Origin of the sequence: uncultured Parolsenella sp. (assembly GCF_934660935.1) — a bacterium.
GTDB lineage: Bacteria > Actinomycetota > Coriobacteriia > Coriobacteriales > Atopobiaceae > Parolsenella.
Window position 1 is genome coordinate 25570 of sequence record NZ_CAKUIH010000014.1, and the last position, 14793, is coordinate 40362.

At 63.0% G+C, this 14793-nt stretch carries 14 protein-coding genes; 6 read left to right on the plus strand and 8 right to left on the minus strand.

What is annotated here, in order from left to right; translation table 11 throughout:
* Positions 1–27: 27 nt before the first annotated feature.
* The gene (locus tag Q0H23_RS07125) at positions 28–2526 is read left to right on the plus strand and encodes an ATP-binding cassette domain-containing protein (protein ID WP_293837008.1); all 2499 of its coding nucleotides are present in this window, start codon (positions 28–30) and stop codon (positions 2524–2526) included.
* 86 nt (positions 2527–2612) lie between these two features.
* Here the strand turns inward: Q0H23_RS07125 and Q0H23_RS07130 are convergent, their stop codons facing one another.
* Positions 2613–3980 (minus strand): MFS transporter, encoded by a 1368-nt coding sequence (locus tag Q0H23_RS07130; RefSeq protein ID WP_293837010.1) that lies wholly within the window; start codon positions 3978–3980, stop codon positions 2613–2615.
* A 16-nt stretch (positions 3981–3996) separates the two neighbouring features.
* Positions 3997–5169 (minus strand): metallophosphoesterase family protein, encoded by a 1173-nt coding sequence (locus tag Q0H23_RS07135; RefSeq protein WP_293837012.1) that lies wholly within the window; start codon positions 5167–5169, stop codon positions 3997–3999.
* A gap of 428 nt (positions 5170–5597) precedes the next feature.
* Here Q0H23_RS07135 and Q0H23_RS07140 point away from each other — a divergent pair, with 428 nt between their 5' ends.
* Positions 5598–6353 (plus strand): EFR1 family ferrodoxin, encoded by a 756-nt coding sequence (locus Q0H23_RS07140; protein ID WP_293837014.1) that lies wholly within the window; start codon positions 5598–5600, stop codon positions 6351–6353.
* A gap of 97 nt (positions 6354–6450) precedes the next feature.
* Here Q0H23_RS07140 and Q0H23_RS07145 read toward each other — a convergent pair whose 3' ends face one another.
* Positions 6451–6696: a glutaredoxin gene (locus Q0H23_RS07145; protein ID WP_293815981.1), complete on the minus strand. Its 246-nt coding sequence runs from the start codon at positions 6694–6696 to the stop codon at positions 6451–6453.
* Between the two features lie 216 nt (positions 6697–6912).
* Between Q0H23_RS07145 and Q0H23_RS07150 the strand changes: the two genes are divergently transcribed.
* The 4 genes from Q0H23_RS07150 to Q0H23_RS07165 all read left to right on the plus strand — a co-directional run bounded on the left by Q0H23_RS07150 (position 6913) and on the right by Q0H23_RS07165 (position 10508).
* Positions 6913–8103 carry an iron-containing alcohol dehydrogenase gene (locus Q0H23_RS07150; RefSeq protein WP_293837016.1) on the plus strand — a complete coding sequence of 397 codons (1191 nt, stop codon included), beginning with the start codon at positions 6913–6915 and terminating at the stop codon, positions 8101–8103.
* Positions 8104–8296: 193 nt separating this feature from the next.
* Complete coding sequence (locus Q0H23_RS07155) at positions 8297–9247, plus strand: tRNA-dihydrouridine synthase family protein (protein ID WP_293837018.1); 951 nt, start codon at positions 8297–8299, stop codon at positions 9245–9247.
* A gap of 48 nt (positions 9248–9295) precedes the next feature.
* Positions 9296–9925, plus strand: a complete 630-nt coding sequence (locus Q0H23_RS07160; protein WP_293837020.1) for a TetR/AcrR family transcriptional regulator — start codon at positions 9296–9298, stop codon at positions 9923–9925.
* A gap of 106 nt (positions 9926–10031) precedes the next feature.
* Positions 10032–10508 (plus strand): HsmA family protein, encoded by a 477-nt coding sequence (locus tag Q0H23_RS07165; protein ID WP_293837022.1) that lies wholly within the window; start codon positions 10032–10034, stop codon positions 10506–10508.
* A 189-nt stretch (positions 10509–10697) separates the two neighbouring features.
* Here the strand turns inward: Q0H23_RS07165 and Q0H23_RS07170 are convergent, their stop codons facing one another.
* From Q0H23_RS07170 to Q0H23_RS07190, 5 genes are read right to left on the minus strand one after another with little or no spacing between them, the layout of a single operon-like run.
* Entirely contained in the window at positions 10698–11324 is a 627-nt protein-coding gene (locus tag Q0H23_RS07170; protein WP_293837024.1) for a flavodoxin family protein, read from the minus strand.
* Between the two features lie 39 nt (positions 11325–11363).
* Entirely contained in the window at positions 11364–12191 is an 828-nt protein-coding gene (locus tag Q0H23_RS07175; RefSeq protein ID WP_293837026.1) for a Sir2 silent information regulator family NAD-dependent deacetylase, read from the minus strand.
* Positions 12172–12981: a protein-ADP-ribose hydrolase gene (locus tag Q0H23_RS07180; RefSeq protein WP_293837028.1), complete on the minus strand. Its 810-nt coding sequence runs from the start codon at positions 12979–12981 to the stop codon at positions 12172–12174. The genes Q0H23_RS07175 and Q0H23_RS07180 overlap by 20 nt, the downstream gene beginning before the upstream one ends.
* A complete protein-coding gene (gene acgM / locus Q0H23_RS07185) occupies positions 12981–14039 on the minus strand; it encodes a radical SAM/SPASM domain protein, ACGX system (RefSeq protein WP_293837030.1) in 1059 nt (352 codons plus the stop codon). The genes Q0H23_RS07180 and acgM overlap by 1 nt, the downstream gene beginning before the upstream one ends.
* Before the next feature lie 22 nt (positions 14040–14061).
* Entirely contained in the window at positions 14062–14676 is a 615-nt protein-coding gene (locus Q0H23_RS07190) for a 4Fe-4S binding protein (protein ID WP_293837032.1), read from the minus strand.
* Positions 14677–14793: the final 117 nt, after the last annotated feature.

Here is a 14793-nt window from a genome sequence, read left to right on the forward strand (position 1 = left end):
GTTGGCAATGCCGTCTGAGGGGGCAGCGTGACCCAGATCGACCACATCGAGGTGCGGGGTGCTCGCGTCCACAACCTGAAGAACGTCGACGTCGACATCCCGCTGGGCGAACTCGTGGGCATCGCAGGCGTGTCGGGTTCCGGTAAGAGCTCGCTGGCTCTTGGCGTTCTCTATGCCGAGGGGTCGCGCCGCTACCTCGAGGCGCTCTCGACCTACACGCGCCGGCGTATCTCACAGGCGGGCAAGGCGAGCGTCGATGACGTGCGCTATGTGCCCGCGGCGCTCGCCCTCCACCAGCGACCCGCCGTACCTGGGGTTCGTTCGACGTTTGGTACGTCAAGCGAGCTGCTCAACAGCCTGCGCCTGCTCTTCTCGCGTGTGGGAAGCCACGCTTGCCCTCACTGCGGCGCCCACGTGCCGCCGTCGCTCAACGTCGCGGCCGAGCTGCCCCTCGTCTGTCCCGAGTGTGGCGAGAGCTTCTTCGGCCCGGGCGCGGAGGACCTCGCGTTCAACAGCGACGGATCCTGCCCTGCCTGCAGCGGTACCGGCATCGTCCGTACCGTCAACCGCGCGGCGCTTGTTCCGGACGAGTCCAAGACCATCGACGAGGGTGCCGTGGTGGTGTGGGGTAGCCTCATGTGGGACCTCATGAAGCAGGTCTGCGGCGCCATGGGCGTGCGCACGGACGTGCCGTTCTGCGAGCTCACGCCTGCGGAGCGCGAGATGGTCTTCGACGGCCCCGCCGAGAAGCGCCACATCCTCTATAAGTCCAAGAAGACCGACGACTTCGCGGAGCTCGACTTCACTTATTACAATGCCGTGCGCACGGTAGAGAACGCGCTCGCCAAGGCCAAGGATGAGAAGGGTCTCAAGCGCATCGAGAAGTATCTGGTGGAGGCTCTTTGCCCCGAGTGCGGCGGCACGCGCCTGTCCACCGCAGCACGCGGGCCCCTCGTGTGCGGCATCAACCTCGCTGAGGCCACGCGGATGACGCTCGCGGAGCTCGACGAGTGGGCGGCGGGCGTCCCGGAGAGCCTTTCCGCCGAGATGCGCCCGATGGCGGCATCTATCTGCGATTCGTTCAAAAGCACGGCACGCCGTCTGCTCGAGCTCGGCCTCGGCTATCTCTCGCTCGACCGCGCGGGCTCGACGCTCTCCACCGGCGAGCGCCAGCGCGTGCAGCTCGCGCGATCCGTGCGCAACCGCACCACGGGCGTGCTCTACGTGATGGACGAGCCCTCGATCGGCCTGCATCCTGCGAACGTCGATGGCCTTCTCGGCGTCATGCGCGACCTCATCGCCGACGGCAACTCCGTCGTGATGGTCGACCACGACACGAGGATCCTCGCCGCGGCGGACCATATCATCGAGATGGGTCCCGAGGCAGGCGCCGGTGGAGGTTGCGTGTTGGCGCAGGGAAGCGTGGCCGAGGTGGCCCAGAACCCAGAGTCGCTCATAGGGCCATACCTCTCGGGCGGTAAGCGCGTTGCGGCGAGGTGCCAGGCAAGTGCTGACACCATGTTTGACCTGGGGCGCATTCATCTTGAGTCGAGTGGCCTCCACACGGTGAGGCCCTTCTCGGTTGACGTTCCGCGAGGGCGTCTCGTTGCCGTGACGGGCGTGTCGGGCTCTGGCAAGACCACGCTCGTGCTCGAGACACTCATACCGGCGCTCGCGGCGGCCGCGTCTGGCGAGGCGCTTCCCGCCCACGTGACGGTGCTCGATGCCGAGGGGATCCGCCGGGCGAACCTCATCGACGCCACGCCGATCGGTGTCAACGTGCGCTCGACGGTGGCCACGTACTGCGGCGTGCTCGATGACCTGCGCCGTGCCTACGCTCGCACGGATGTCGCGCGCGAAGCTGGTCTCAAGCCTGGCGACTTCTCGTATAACACGGGTAGCCTCCGTTGTCCCACCTGCGACGGCACGGGCCAGATCTCTCTTGACGTTCAATTCTTGCCAGACGTGGACATTGCCTGCCCGGATTGCCGTGGCGGCAGGTATGGCGATCGCGCTACTGGTATTCGCAGGGCGGAGAAGGGCGTCGATACTGCCGGCCTTAGCCTGCCGGAGCTCCTCGCGCTCTCTGTGGACGAAGCGCTGCCGCATGTCGCGGACGTCAAGCGCGCTCACGAGAGGCTTCAGACCCTTCATGACCTGGGGTTGGGATACCTCACGCTAGGCGAGGCGACGCCCGCCCTCTCTGGCGGGGAGGCCCAGCGCCTCAAGCTCGCGAGTGAGATGGGCCGTGGCCAGGAGGATGCCGTCTTCGTGTTTGACGAGCCCACAATCGGCCTGCACCCGCGTGACGTCGAGGTTCTTCTCGGCGTGTTCCAGCGTTTGGTGGAGCAGGACGCCACGGTCGTGGTCATTGAGCATGACCTGGACTTTATTGCCAATGCTGACTACGTGATAGACATGGGTCCCGGAGGGGGCGAGGATGGCGGCCGCATCGTCGCCTGCGGCACTCCTGGCGAGGTCGCGGCGAATCCGGTTAGCGTCACCGGGCGCTATCTGAGAGCGTAGGTAAGAAAACGAGGCGCCGCCCGCCGTTGGGTGACGCCTCGAATTTGTTTGATGCATGCGGATTTGTGCCAGCTGCCGCGTGAGGGCTAGGCACTTGCCTCCGTGTGCTCGGCCTCCCAGCTTGCCTGGCGCTTGCGGACGTCGCCCATGGTGAGCGTGTCGCCGTGGCGCACGAACAGCACGGGGATGATCGCGAATGCGGCGAAGGTGGCGCCGTAGAGGTAGAGCTGCGCGTAACCCACGAACTGCATGACGGCGCCAGAGAGGATCGGCGTGATGACCTGGGCGGCCATGCTCGCGGTGTAGTAGTAGCCCGTGTACCTGCCGGTGGTCTGCGTGCTCGCAAGCTCGACGATCATCGGGTAGATGGTCAGCGAGACGGTCGCGGTGCCGATGCCAAAGAGGATCGTCCAGAGGTAGACGATGGGCGAGAAGGTCGTGCTGAGCGAGATCAGCACGCAACCGAGGACCATGAAGACGAGGCCGATGTAGGTCGTGCGCTTGCGGCCGATGTGGCAAGCGACCGAGGCCATCGGCATGTAGGCAACGAGGGCAGCAAGGGTTGCCGCCGTCTGGACCATGGCGTAGCTGCCGCCCTGCATGCCCCAGACCGCGTCAGCGTAGCGGGAGAAGCCGCTGGAGATGGCGTTCTGCGACATGAAGTAGAGGAAGACGCAGGCGAGCACGCAGAGAAGGGACCTACGAATCGTCGGGTCGGTCTCGCGCTCCTTGCCGCCTTCGTCGGACGCGTCAATCTCCTCCTCGGGAATGCCCAGCTCGGCGCTCTCGCGGTGCATGGCCGCGACTTCCTTGGGCTCGTTGAAGCAGATGGCGAAGATGACGGTCGTCAGGATGACCATGCCGGAGATGACGAAGTAGACGGGGCGATAGTCCGGGTTGTCAACGGCGGGGACCAGCAGGGAGATGGCCACGAGGATGAAGACGCCGCCGACTGCCGCCATAAGGGAGTTGAAGGCGTCAGCCTTGCTGCGGACGGGGCGCGGCGTGACGTCGGGCATGAGGGCGACGGAGGGCGCGCGGTAGGTGGAGAGCGCGAGCAGTGTCAGCACGAGGGCCGCCATGAACAGCGGCAGGTTCTTCCAGGTGTTGGCGATGGCGATCATCGGGATGAGGAGGGCCGCGATGAGCGAGCCAACCACGATGAAGGGCGTCCTGCGGCCCCACTTGGTGTCGAGCTTGTCAGACAGATAACCCGTCAGGGGCAGCATGAACAGCGCGAGGATGTTATCGAGCGCCATGAAGAAGCCCGTCGCGGTGTCGCCGAGGCCAAACGTGTTCTTGAGCATCAGCGGGATGAGGCCGTCATACGCCTGCCAGAAGGTGAGGGCGCCCATGAAGGGGAGCGTCACGAGGATGGTGCGCCTCCAGTCGAGGCTGGTCAGGCTGCGGTTCTTCTTGCCGCGCTTGGCCTTGGTCTGTGTTGCTTCCTGCATGTTTTTCTCCTATTGGCTAGCGTCGTTTGGTGATTGAGTGGACGAGGTGGCACGCGAGGGCAGTGACGGCGGCCACGGATGCAATCAATGCGGGCGTGCGGAAGGCCTCGCGAGCTTCCTCGGCAGTGACGGGCGTCGTCGAGGAGATCTTGTCGCGAAGCGGGTGAGGGGCCTGGGCGCTCACGAGCGTGCGGTAGTCGAGCAGATGGGTCTCGAAGGAGGCTGGGTCATTCTCGGTGAAGGTGAAGACGCGGGCTGCGCGCTCGACCGAGGGGCCGTAGCTCCCGAAGCCAGCCGTTGGGGCATAGCCGAGGCGCATTCCCTTATAGCGCGTGACCAGCGTGTTCTTGTGGTCATGGCCGAAGAAGACGCCGAAGAAGCTCCCCTGCTCGGAGAGTGCGTCGAACTCGCCGGAGTCTGTGTCCGGACAGCAGACGGGTTCGCGCAGGGTGCCAGACTCGAGGTATTGCTCGCTGCAGGTGAGCTTCAGGTGCGGGGTGTAGTGAGTCCTGTAGCCAGGGATGCCCTTCTCGTCCGTGCGGGCCGGGCGGAGGCATTCGTAGACCTGGGGGAGCGGGATGTGCTGGAAGAGGATGCCGGGCACGGGGCCGTTTGTCTCCGCTGCAAGGCGATCGGCGGTGCCGGTGAACCAGTCGAGTGTCTCTGCCGGGAAGGCCTCGTAACCGCCGCCGATGTCGCCTGCGCCGGAATCCGCGAGCCAGATGGCGAGACGGGCGTCGTCGTTTTCGTCCGAGGCGAGGATGGGCAGGCAGAGCGTGCCGGGAGAGAGCTCGGCCCATGCATTCGCGTTGAGACAACCGGGTTGGACGCGATAGAACGCCTCCTGGGCGGCGTTGTCGAGGCCACACTGGCGATCGTGGTTGCCGTAGGTGACAACGAAGGGGATGCCGCGGGAGACCATGGGCGCGCACATCTGCTCGATGGTGCGTCGCGTGAGGGACTCGACCTCCTGCGGAGACTTGTGGCGGAAGGCCATGCCGTAACCCTTGACCTGGTCACCGGTCAGGACGACGAGGTCGGGTCGCTCTGTGTCAAGTGCTGCGGCTATCAGCGCGAGCGAGTCTGGGTTTACGGGCGCTACGTCCTGGATGTCAGCGAATTGCATGACGCGGAAGGTGCCGTCGGGGCGGAAACGCGGCAATTCGTTCTTGTTGCCAGCTAGAGGCATGTATCCCACCTGTATATCTCGGTATGACCTGGTAGTGCGCGCTGCGATAGAACTCAATGATGCGCACGGCGTTTATGGACTGTGAAACGCGTGCGACAAGGTTGTGTAAGGAGTGCGCCGCATCGGCCGTTGACGTTTTCTTTGCGCGGTTGCGAGGCATATGCAGCCGTGCCCATCGTGGCATAATCTCGGGAGAAAAAGCCCAGCTACAGGGAAGTATCACATGTTCTTCCCCTGCCGTTCAGCATCAGAAAAACGAACATCCTACGCAGAACAAACCTGAAAAAGGGACAGTCCCTTTTTCAGGTTTTGCTGATGGAGGCGGGGCGAGGAGGCCGTACGAAGGCCTCGTGAGGGGTAGCGCGAAGGCATCGCGTGGCACCGCGCGAAGGCTTCGCGAAATCGAACGCATGGCGCGAGGGGGACATATGATTTTGTATTTCAGCGCGACGGGGAATAGCCGCCATGTCGCGGAAGCCATCGCCATGCGCGTTGGCGGCAGAGCCGTCTCAATCGAGTCATACAAGAGCGATGAGCATCCCCATATTACCGTCAATGAGAGTGGTTACCTCGGGTTTATTTGCCCAACCTATTGCTGGGGCATGCCTGCGCCCGCGGTTGACTTCCTGGGTCGTGCGAGCTTCGATGTGCCTGTGAGCGCCTACGTCTTCACCGCCACGACGTTTGGCACAACCTCGGGACAGACCACGCGCTTCGCGGCAGACCTGTTGCGCGAGAAGGGCGTTGGTGTTGGGGCGCAATTTGGCGTTCAGATGCCGGATACGTGGACGCCGATGTTTGACCTGTCGGACGCCGTTTGGGTTGCCGCGGTCAATGCCCGCGCGGACGAGTGGATCGACAAGTGCGCCGATATGGTGGCTGGCCGCGTCAAGGGTAGCCACGGGCTTCGTGTGGTGCCCACCTTTGCCGCGAGGCTCTACTACCGTTTCGGCCTCCCAGCCTGCGAGGATACGAGTAAGTTCACCGTTGACGCGGAGGCGTGCGTGGGCTGTGGCCTGTGCGCGAGGCGTTGTCCCGCGGACGCGATCCAGATGCGTGGCGGCATACCCGTATGGGTGAAGCCGTCATGTGCTGCCTGCTTGCGTTGCCTACACAGCTGCCCCAAGTTCGCCATCCAGCGCGGCCATAAAACGCGAGCTCACGGCCAGTATCGTCACCCGTAGAGTTGACAAAGGGACTGTCCCTTTGTCAACTCCCGCTGGCCTGACCGTCGGGCAACCTGAAAAAGGGACTGTCCCTTTTTCAGGTGCGCTGTGCTCACTAGAGGGCGTTGTCGCGAAGCCACTCGATGATGTCGCCGGACTCGTAGAGTGGCTTGCCATCAATGAAGAGACAGGGGACTTGGCGCTTGCCGCCGACGGCGACCAGCGTCTCCGCGGCGCTTTCATCGGCCACGATGTCTCGCAGCGGAATGGTGATGTTGTTCTCGCTCATGAAGTTCATGACCTTGATGCAGTAGGGGCAAGTGGGCTTCATGAAGAGCTCGAGCTCGTGGGTCGTGTTCATGGTGCTCCAATCATCGGGTTGGGACGGGAAGTCTACGGCTGATTATTCCCGCATCGCGGGCAATCGTGTCGGGCGTTGATCGAAGCGGTGCACTGTGCCGCCCCCTCCCGAGCCGTTCTCCTATGTCCTTTCCACGCTATCGCGCACCTGCCATGTGAAGCGGGATAATCAACCACAAGAGTTATCCAGATTGCCCCAGAGAGAAGGAGCGTAATCATGCTTGGAGACTTCACCTACTACAACCCCACGAAGCTCATCTTTGGCAAGGGTGCCATGACCGCCCTAGCCGCGGAGCTCGAGAAGTACGGCAAGACCGTTCAACTCGTCTACGGTGGCGGATCAATCAAGAAGAACGGCATATATGACCAGGTCATCGCCGCGCTCGAGGCTGCCGGCAAGACCGTCGTCGAGGATGCCGGCGTCATGCCCAACCCCACGGCCCAGAAGCTTCGCGAGGGTGCGCGCATCGCTCGCGAGAACGACGTCGACTTCATCCTCGCGGTGGGTGGTGGCTCGTGCATCGACTACTCGAAGGCGGTCGCCGTCTCCAAGAATTTGCCCGAGGGCGAGGATCCCTGGGATGTCTACTACGCTCGCCTCGAGGAGCCCTCACCGGACATGGACGTCGTGCCCGTGGGCTCGGTTCTCACCATGGTGGGCACTGGATCCGAGATGAATTGCGGTTCGGTCATCACCAACCGCGAGTGCGGCATGAAGATCGGCCACGTTTACTCGGATGACCGCGTCTGGCCGCGCTTTGCCGTGCTGAACCCGGAGTTCACCTACAGCCTGCCGCGCTACCAGATGGTCGCCGGCATCTTCGACATCATGAGCCACATCTGCGAGCAGTACTTCTCCGGCACGGATGACAACACGAGCGATTACCTATCCGAGGGCCTCATGCGCAGCCTCATCGTTTCGAGCCGCGCGGCCGTGGCAAATCCCGAGGATTACGAGGCTCGCTCGAACATCATGTGGACGGCGACCTGGGCGCTCAACAGTCTCGTGGCTCGCGGCAAGACCGAGGATTGGGAGGTCCACATGATCGGCCACGCGGTGGGGGCCGTGACGGACGCCACGCACGGCATGGCACTCGCCGCGGTGGCGCTGCCGTACTACCGCCTGATCATGCCTTATGGCCTCGAGAAGTTCGCGCGCTTCGCCGTCAACGTGTGGGGCGTCGATGCATCCGACAAGACGACGGAGGAGCTCGCCTCCGCCGGTCTTGCCGCCATGGAGGCCTGGATGTGCGAGATCGGCTGTGTCATGAGCATCGCCGAGCTGGGCGCCAACGAGTCCAACCTCGATGCCATCGCTGACGCGACGTTCTTCATGGAGGGCGGCTATCACGTCCTCAATCGCGACGAGGTCCTCGACATCCTCCGCGCGAGCCTTGCCGCAAAGTAGCGAAAGCGGGCGGGCGCCTCGGCGCCGTTGCCTGGCGTGCTGCCAAACCTGCAAAAGGGACAGTCCCTTTTGCAGGTTCTTTTGCAGGTTCGTCGCCCGTCCGAGAGTTGACAAAGGGACTGTCCCTTTGTCAACTCCGTGGCGCATATAATGGGGCGTTCGTGACTAGGCCGCAATGGAGACGAGGACCAACGTGATTTTGTCGCTGGCACCCATGGAAGGCGTGACGGGATACGCGTTTCGCAAGGCGCACGCCGAGTGCTTTGGCGAGCTTGACCGCTACTACACGCCCTTCCTCGTTCCTCCCAGGCTCGACTTTCCGTTCGCCAACCGTTACGCCAAGGAGCTCTGTCAGGAGGGCGACGAGGCTCTTGACGTGGTGCCCCAGCTCCTGACCAAGAACGCCGACGAGTTTGTTTGGGCGACGCAACTTCTGTCAGAGATGGGCTATGCCGAGGTCAACCTCAATGTCGGATGCCCGTCGGGAACCGTGGCCAACAAGGGCCGTGGTGCGGGCTTTCTGCGCGATCTCGCCGCTCTCGAGGCGTTTCTCCAGGATGTCTGCGTGAGGTCCGCGCTTCCCGTCTCCGTCAAGACGAGGATCGGCTTTGCCAATGACAACGAGTTCGAGGAGATTCTCGAGACGTACTGTCGCTGTCCCATTGCGGAACTCATCGTCCACCCGCGCGTGCGGGCGGACTTCTACGATGGCGCTCCGCGTAGGAAAGCCTACGGCGAGGCGCTGGCGAAGGCGCCGTTTCCCGTTGCCTACAACGGAGACATCTTCAGCGTCGCAGACATCGAGAGCCTGGTTGCTGCCTATCCGGAGACGCGCCACGTGATGCTCGGCAGGGGAGTCGTGGGCAACCCCGCTCTCCCGCGCATGATCAAGGGTGGCCCCGCAGCCACGGCCGATGAGCTCGAGCGCTTCCATGACGTGCTCTTCCACACGTATGAGGAGCGGATTGGCGGCAATGCGGTGTTTCGCATGAAGGAGTGGTGGTCCTACGCGAAGGAACTCTTCGTCAGCCCCATCTCCGTGCAGCGCGCGGTGAGAAAGCTGAAGCGCGTTGACGAGTACGAGGCGGCGGTGAGCAAGATCTTCCGCACGGAGGAACTCGTGGTGGATAGGATTGGTCAGTAGGACGCCGGCGCGGGGTGAGTCGGCGGAGGCGTTGGCGTGTCGCGCTGATTGGCTTGTCAGATCGTGCCCGAGCCGGTAACGGGCTCGTCTGACGGAACGGAGGAGTCCATGACCTCGAACGTCATCTCTCGAGAAGAGCTTCTTGAGGAGGCGTACCGCATCGCTGATGCCCAGGGTGTCTCGGCGCTTTCCGTTCGCTCCCTCGCCCGGGCGAGCCACGTGAGCGTCGGTACGATCTACAACCACTTCTCGTCCAAGGACGAGCTGACGACGGCAACCATCGAGCTCTACTTCAAGCGTGCTGTCTTTGACGAGTTTTGCACGCTGGATGCCGGCAAGGGCTTCGTCGACTACTGCGAGGACCTCTATGCGTCGCTGACCAAGCTGGTCGAGCGCTTCAGGGAGCGTTGGCTGCGCGGTGCCGTGGTGCTCCCCGCTTCCGAGAAGGCCGCCGCCCATCTGCGCGAGCGCGAGATTCTCGATCACGCGCTTCATGGGCTTGCCGAGGTGTTCGCGGCAGATCATGCCATAGTGCCTGATCCGCCCGGGGGCCTCGACACGATGGCCGTGAGCCGTTTCACGCTCGACAACATGCTCGCCGCGCTTCACGCTGATGCGGAGGGGTGCCCGGTGCTCTTCGGCCTTCTCCGCAGGGCGTTGTATGACGCGGCGGAATGAACAAGACGCGGTGGATGTTCACTTGCGGCGGTCTCACAATCTATTTTGGCCGGCAGAGAAAGACTCCCGCCGGTCCGAAATCGATTATGGGAGGCATTCAGAACTTATGAATCCACTGGTTATGGCGGCATCCACGGCAATCACGCTCGCTCTCGTCTTCTACACCATCGGCGTCTTTGGAGAGGCTCGCGCTGGCTCGCTGCAGAAGAAGCATCTCATCCTGTTTTGGATCGGTCTTGCGTGCGACACGACGGGCACGACCATCATGACTTCCATCGCGCGTTCCTCGCATGGCGCGGGTTCCCCGCTCCACGCGATTACCGGTGCGCCCGCCATCGTCCTCATGCTCTTCCACGCCGTCTGGGCGACCTTCGTCCTTCTCCGTGGCGACGAGAAGAGCCGTAAGGGCTTCCACAAGCTCAGCGTTGGCGTGTGGCTGATCTGGCTCGTCCCGTATTGTGTCGGCCTGATGGTTGGCATTCCTGCCATTCATCTGAGTGATACCGCGACGCTGGTCGTCTCGGTGCTCATACCTGCGGCGATAGGCGTGGTTCTTCGCATGCGTGGCGGCGATCGTGCCTAGGGTGTGCGCTCCTGACGACATGGCCCTGGCGGCCTAACGAAAGAGGGGGTGCCCGGGCACCCCCCCTCTTTCGTCTGTCTGATGGGGATTTGTCTAGCGGATGGCACGTCCGGCGACTGGCTCGCCCGGTGCGCGAACTGCCCGGCGGCTGAGTGGCCCAGCGCACGGCTCGCCCGGCGGGCAAAACGCCTAGCGGATGAAGTTGGTCGCGGGGCCACGCTCGGCATCGGGAGCTTCGATGCCGGCTGCCTTGCCCGCCTCTATGCAGCGCAGGATCCAGGCCATGTTGTGGGCGAGGTTGCGCATGGTGCGCAGACCCTCCTCGTCCTGGACGGCCTCGCCGGGCGTGCATCCATGGACGTTGTTCCAGTACGTGGAGGCAACGACCGGCATCTGGTTGATGGTGAAGTACTTGTTGAGCACGTCGAACGACGCGGTGGTGCCGCCGCGACGGGCGACGGCGATGGCGGCTCCGGGCTTGTGGCAGAAGGCGTCCTTGCCCGCGTAGAAGGCGCGGTCGAGGGCGCACAGGATGCGGCCCGAGGGATGCGCATAGTAGACGGGCGTGCCAAAGACGAAGGCGTCTGACCCCTCGGCCTTCTCGATGAGCTCGTTTACGATGTCATTATCGAACACGCAACGATTATCGAGCTCGGAGCACTTGCCGCAGGCAATGCAATCGTTAACGGGCTTGGTGCCGAGCCATAGCGTCTCGGTCTCTAGACCCTCTGCCTCAAGCGTGCGGGCGACCTCCGCGAGGGCTGCCGCGGTGTTGCCGTCTTTGCGCGAGCTTCCGTTGACAAGAAGAACCTTCATCTCGAACTCCTCCTAGGAAGTAATCCCTACGCTGTCATGCTATAGCAGCGAGATGACCTCGTCGGCGCTGGCGTCGATGAGAATTGATTGCGTGTCGATTTCGACCGGCGCTGCCGTCTCGCCAAGGTTCACGCACGCATAGGTGGCGCGAGGGTTTGCCGCGGTCATCTTCCAGAAGGGGTACTTGATGATTCCCGGCGTGTTGCCACCCACTCCCAGCTCGATGAACAGCGTGCTCATGCCTTCGTGACGCCGAAGAAAGTCGCCATAGCGCGAGGCGGCTTTGTGCCAGCCCTTGTCTTCCGCGAACGTGCCATCGCAGCGCAGGTTCATTGTCATGGGCGCTCCGCAATTGGGACAGTGGGGGATGAGCTCGCTGGGGATTCGCAGGTTCTGCTGCCGTTCGACCATGGCACGGATGGTCTTCTCGTTGTCCCAGGTCTCCTGGCAGCATGGACGGCTGCACTGGAACAAGCCGTAATCGCCTTGCGTATAGAAGAGACGCTGCTTGTCGAATCCTGCGCGCTGGAAGCAATGGTCAACGTTTGTGGTGAGTACGAAGTAATCTCGGTCGCACACGAGGGAGAGTAGTTGCTCGTAGACGGGTTTGGGTGCAGGCTCGTAGCGGTTGCACATGACGTAGCGGCTCCAGAAGGCCCAGTACTCCTCGAGCGTATCGTACGGATAGAATCCGCCGGAGTACATGTCCGAAAAGCCGTAGCGTTTTGCGAAGTCGCTGAAGAGGCGCTCAAATCGCTCTCCCGTGTACGTGTAGCCAGCAGCAGTGGAAAGACCTGCGCCCGCGCCAATTACCACGGCCTCCGCCATGTCGAGCACGGTCGAGAGTCTATCGAGTTGCGCTGACAAGCTCCTGGTAGATTGCCTCGTCATCCGGGAGAAATACATCAAATACCACCTTGAGCCTGGAATCGTTGTGGGAGAGGTGCCGGCGGACAGCTTCTGTGGCTACGCGCGCTGCGGCTTTTTGCGGGTAGCCGAAGACGCCGGTCGAGATGCAACAGAATGCGATGCTGTCCAAGCCGCGTCTGCTTGCCTCGACAAGGCAGCTTTCGTAGCAGCGCCTCAGGAGCAGTTCCTCGCGAGGGCCGGGGTTGTGGCTTGGCACGATGGGCCCCACGGTGTGGAACACGCAGCACGAGGGAAGGTTGTAGGCCGGCGTGACCTTCACTCGTCCCGTGGGTTCGGCGTGGCCTTGCGCGTCCATGAGCTGGGCGCAGGTCTCGCGCAACTGCATCCCGGCATACGTGTGTATCGCATTGTCGATGCAGCTGTGGCCAGGCACGAAGCAGCCGAGCATCTGGTCGTTCGCGGCGTTGACGATTGCGTCTGCGGCGAGCAGCGTGATGTCTCCGCGCCATACGGCGATGCGGTCGCGGAAGGCGAGCGTGTCGATCTGGGTAGCACCACCGCGTTCGATGAGCCTCTGCGCGAGGTAGGCATCTTGGATGGCGAGGACCTCCGGCGCCAACGGCTCGGGCGGCCTTACGTTCATGAGGGCGCGCAGGAGGCGCCTTTGGTCATCGGCGTCTGCGGGGATGGCAATCTCCGTCCCATCGGGTCTCTCGGCAAGAAGCGCCTCGATCAGGTTGAGCCTTCGCTCGGATTGGTTCATCGGCGGTGTGCGCACCTCCGTCACTAGTCGACTTCCTTCCAGCACTGCGGGTCAGCGGCGTACATGTTGCCCGTGTATCCATACGTCACGGCGGGACAGCCGCGGCACCAACCAAACAGCTCGCACTTCGAGCACTTCTCGAACTTGTCGAACTCGCGCTTCTCCTCCATTGCGGACGAGAAGAACAACTCTTCAAGCGTGTTCTCGGCAATAGTGCCGACCTTGCTCTCCATGCGGCGGCAGGCGTAGACGTCTCCCGTCGGCAGGACCGTCATGTGTCCCGTGCCGCAGTGGCATCCGTCGTAGATGACGCCGGGCTTGGCGCCCTCGGGAATCTTGAAGCGGCCCTGCTCCCAGCGAAGGAGCGTCCAAAGGTGGTCCTTGAGCTGGAAGAACGTCTTGCAGCCGTGCGACTGGTGGTAGTCCATGCGCTCCTGGGCGGCAAGGAGCACTTTGCGGTATTCGAGCGGCTCCATGTGGAACTCGTCGCGTTTCTGCCCGGAGGTGGGGCAGTAGCGTCCGAAGGCGAACACGTCCACGCCTAGGCTCGCGACGAGGTCGATGAGCTGGGGAAGCTCGTGGGCGTTCATGCTGGACACCGTGTTCATGATCACTACCCAGATGCCCGCTCGCTTGAGGCATTCGATGGCGCGCAGGGTTTCGACAAAGGAGCCAGGCTTGCGGAAGTAGTCGTGCGTGGACTCCAGGCCGTCAAGCGAGAGTTGGTACTTACGGCAGCCGAGCGCCTTCATGCGCGCGCAGACCTCGTCATCGAGATGGAATGGGTTGCCCATCACGCACCACATGAAGCCGCGCTCGTGGAGGAGCTCCGCCAGACGCCAGAAGTCCGGATGCAGGATAGGGTCGCCGCCGGTGACGTAGAAGTACGGCTGGCGTTCGAGCTTTTCGCAGAGGGCCTCGGCCTGGCTGACGACCTGAATCATCTGCTTCCACGGCATCCGCTTGAAGCCGGCACATTCGCCGTTGGCAAAGATGTAGCAGTGCTTGCAGCGCTGATCACACTCGTCGGTGATGTGCCACTGAATTGCGAATGCGGGTTTAACCTTGGGCTTGCTCTCCATCGTCCCCTCAATCTCCTTGAATCTAGAGACGCTCGACGGCGCCTGCGGGACAGTTCTCAAAGCACGCGCCACAGTGCAGACAGTGCTCTGGTTCGATGCGGTATGCGTCTCCGGCGGCAATGCACTTCTGCGGGCAGCGGGCGAGGCATGTGCCACATCCGATGCATGCGTTTGGGTCGATGCGGTACCCCCTTGCCTTTACCGGCGCCTTGTCGAGTGAGAAGACGGCGCGTTCGATGGGGTGCACGCCCAGGTTGAAGTAGTCGAGCGTGATGTCTCGAACTTCGAATACGATGCCAATCTCGCGCGTGTCTCCCGGATAGACGTTGGCGAGGTAAGGCTGCTCGGCGAAGATCGTGTCGATCCACTTTGCCTGCTCGGCCTCTGCGGCGGGCGTCGCGGTGCCGCTCATGCGAATCATCTCGTTGAACCGCGTGTGGACCATGGTCTGGATGCGACCGTCGGCCTCGAGCTGGCGAACCATCTCCTTGCCCCGCGCGGTGAAGAAATAGATGGCATCGGGCTCGTAATGGACGGCGCTCACGCAGCGGATCTGCGGAGAGCCGTCGGTGTCTACGGTGGCCAGTGCCAGCGTTCCGGCGAGCTTCATTTTTTGCAGGCAGGTTTGCGCGTCCATTACGAGCCCTCCTTTAGCGCTGACTACTTGGCGTCCGCGGAGCCGCAGGCGGGCGCGGGGTCAGCGGTGCCGCAAGCCGGGGCGGCGGCGGGGTCGGCGGAGCCGCAGGCCGGGGCC

Excerpts from the sequence above, each read along its gene's own strand:
- Q0H23_RS07130 (WP_293837010.1), bottom strand. The coding sequence starts at position 3,980 with ATGCAGGAAGCAACACAGACCAAGGCCAAGCGCGGCAAGAAGAACCGC.
- Q0H23_RS07135 (WP_293837012.1), bottom strand. The coding sequence starts at position 5,169 with ATGCCTCTAGCTGGCAACAAGAACGAATTGCCGCGTTTCCGCCCCGAC.
- Q0H23_RS07140 (WP_293837014.1), top strand. The coding sequence starts at position 5,598 with ATGATTTTGTATTTCAGCGCGACGGGGAATAGCCGCCATGTCGCGGAA.
- Q0H23_RS07145 (WP_293815981.1), bottom strand. The coding sequence starts at position 6,696 with ATGAACACGACCCACGAGCTCGAGCTCTTCATGAAGCCCACTTGCCCC.
- Q0H23_RS07150 (WP_293837016.1), top strand. The coding sequence starts at position 6,913 with ATGCTTGGAGACTTCACCTACTACAACCCCACGAAGCTCATCTTTGGC.
- Q0H23_RS07165 (WP_293837022.1), top strand. The coding sequence starts at position 10,032 with ATGAATCCACTGGTTATGGCGGCATCCACGGCAATCACGCTCGCTCTC.
- Q0H23_RS07170 (WP_293837024.1), bottom strand. The coding sequence starts at position 11,324 with ATGAAGGTTCTTCTTGTCAACGGAAGCTCGCGCAAAGACGGCAACACC.
- acgM (WP_293837030.1), bottom strand. The coding sequence starts at position 14,039 with ATGGAGAGCAAGCCCAAGGTTAAACCCGCATTCGCAATTCAGTGGCAC.
- Q0H23_RS07190 (WP_293837032.1), bottom strand. The coding sequence starts at position 14,676 with ATGGACGCGCAAACCTGCCTGCAAAAAATGAAGCTCGCCGGAACGCTG.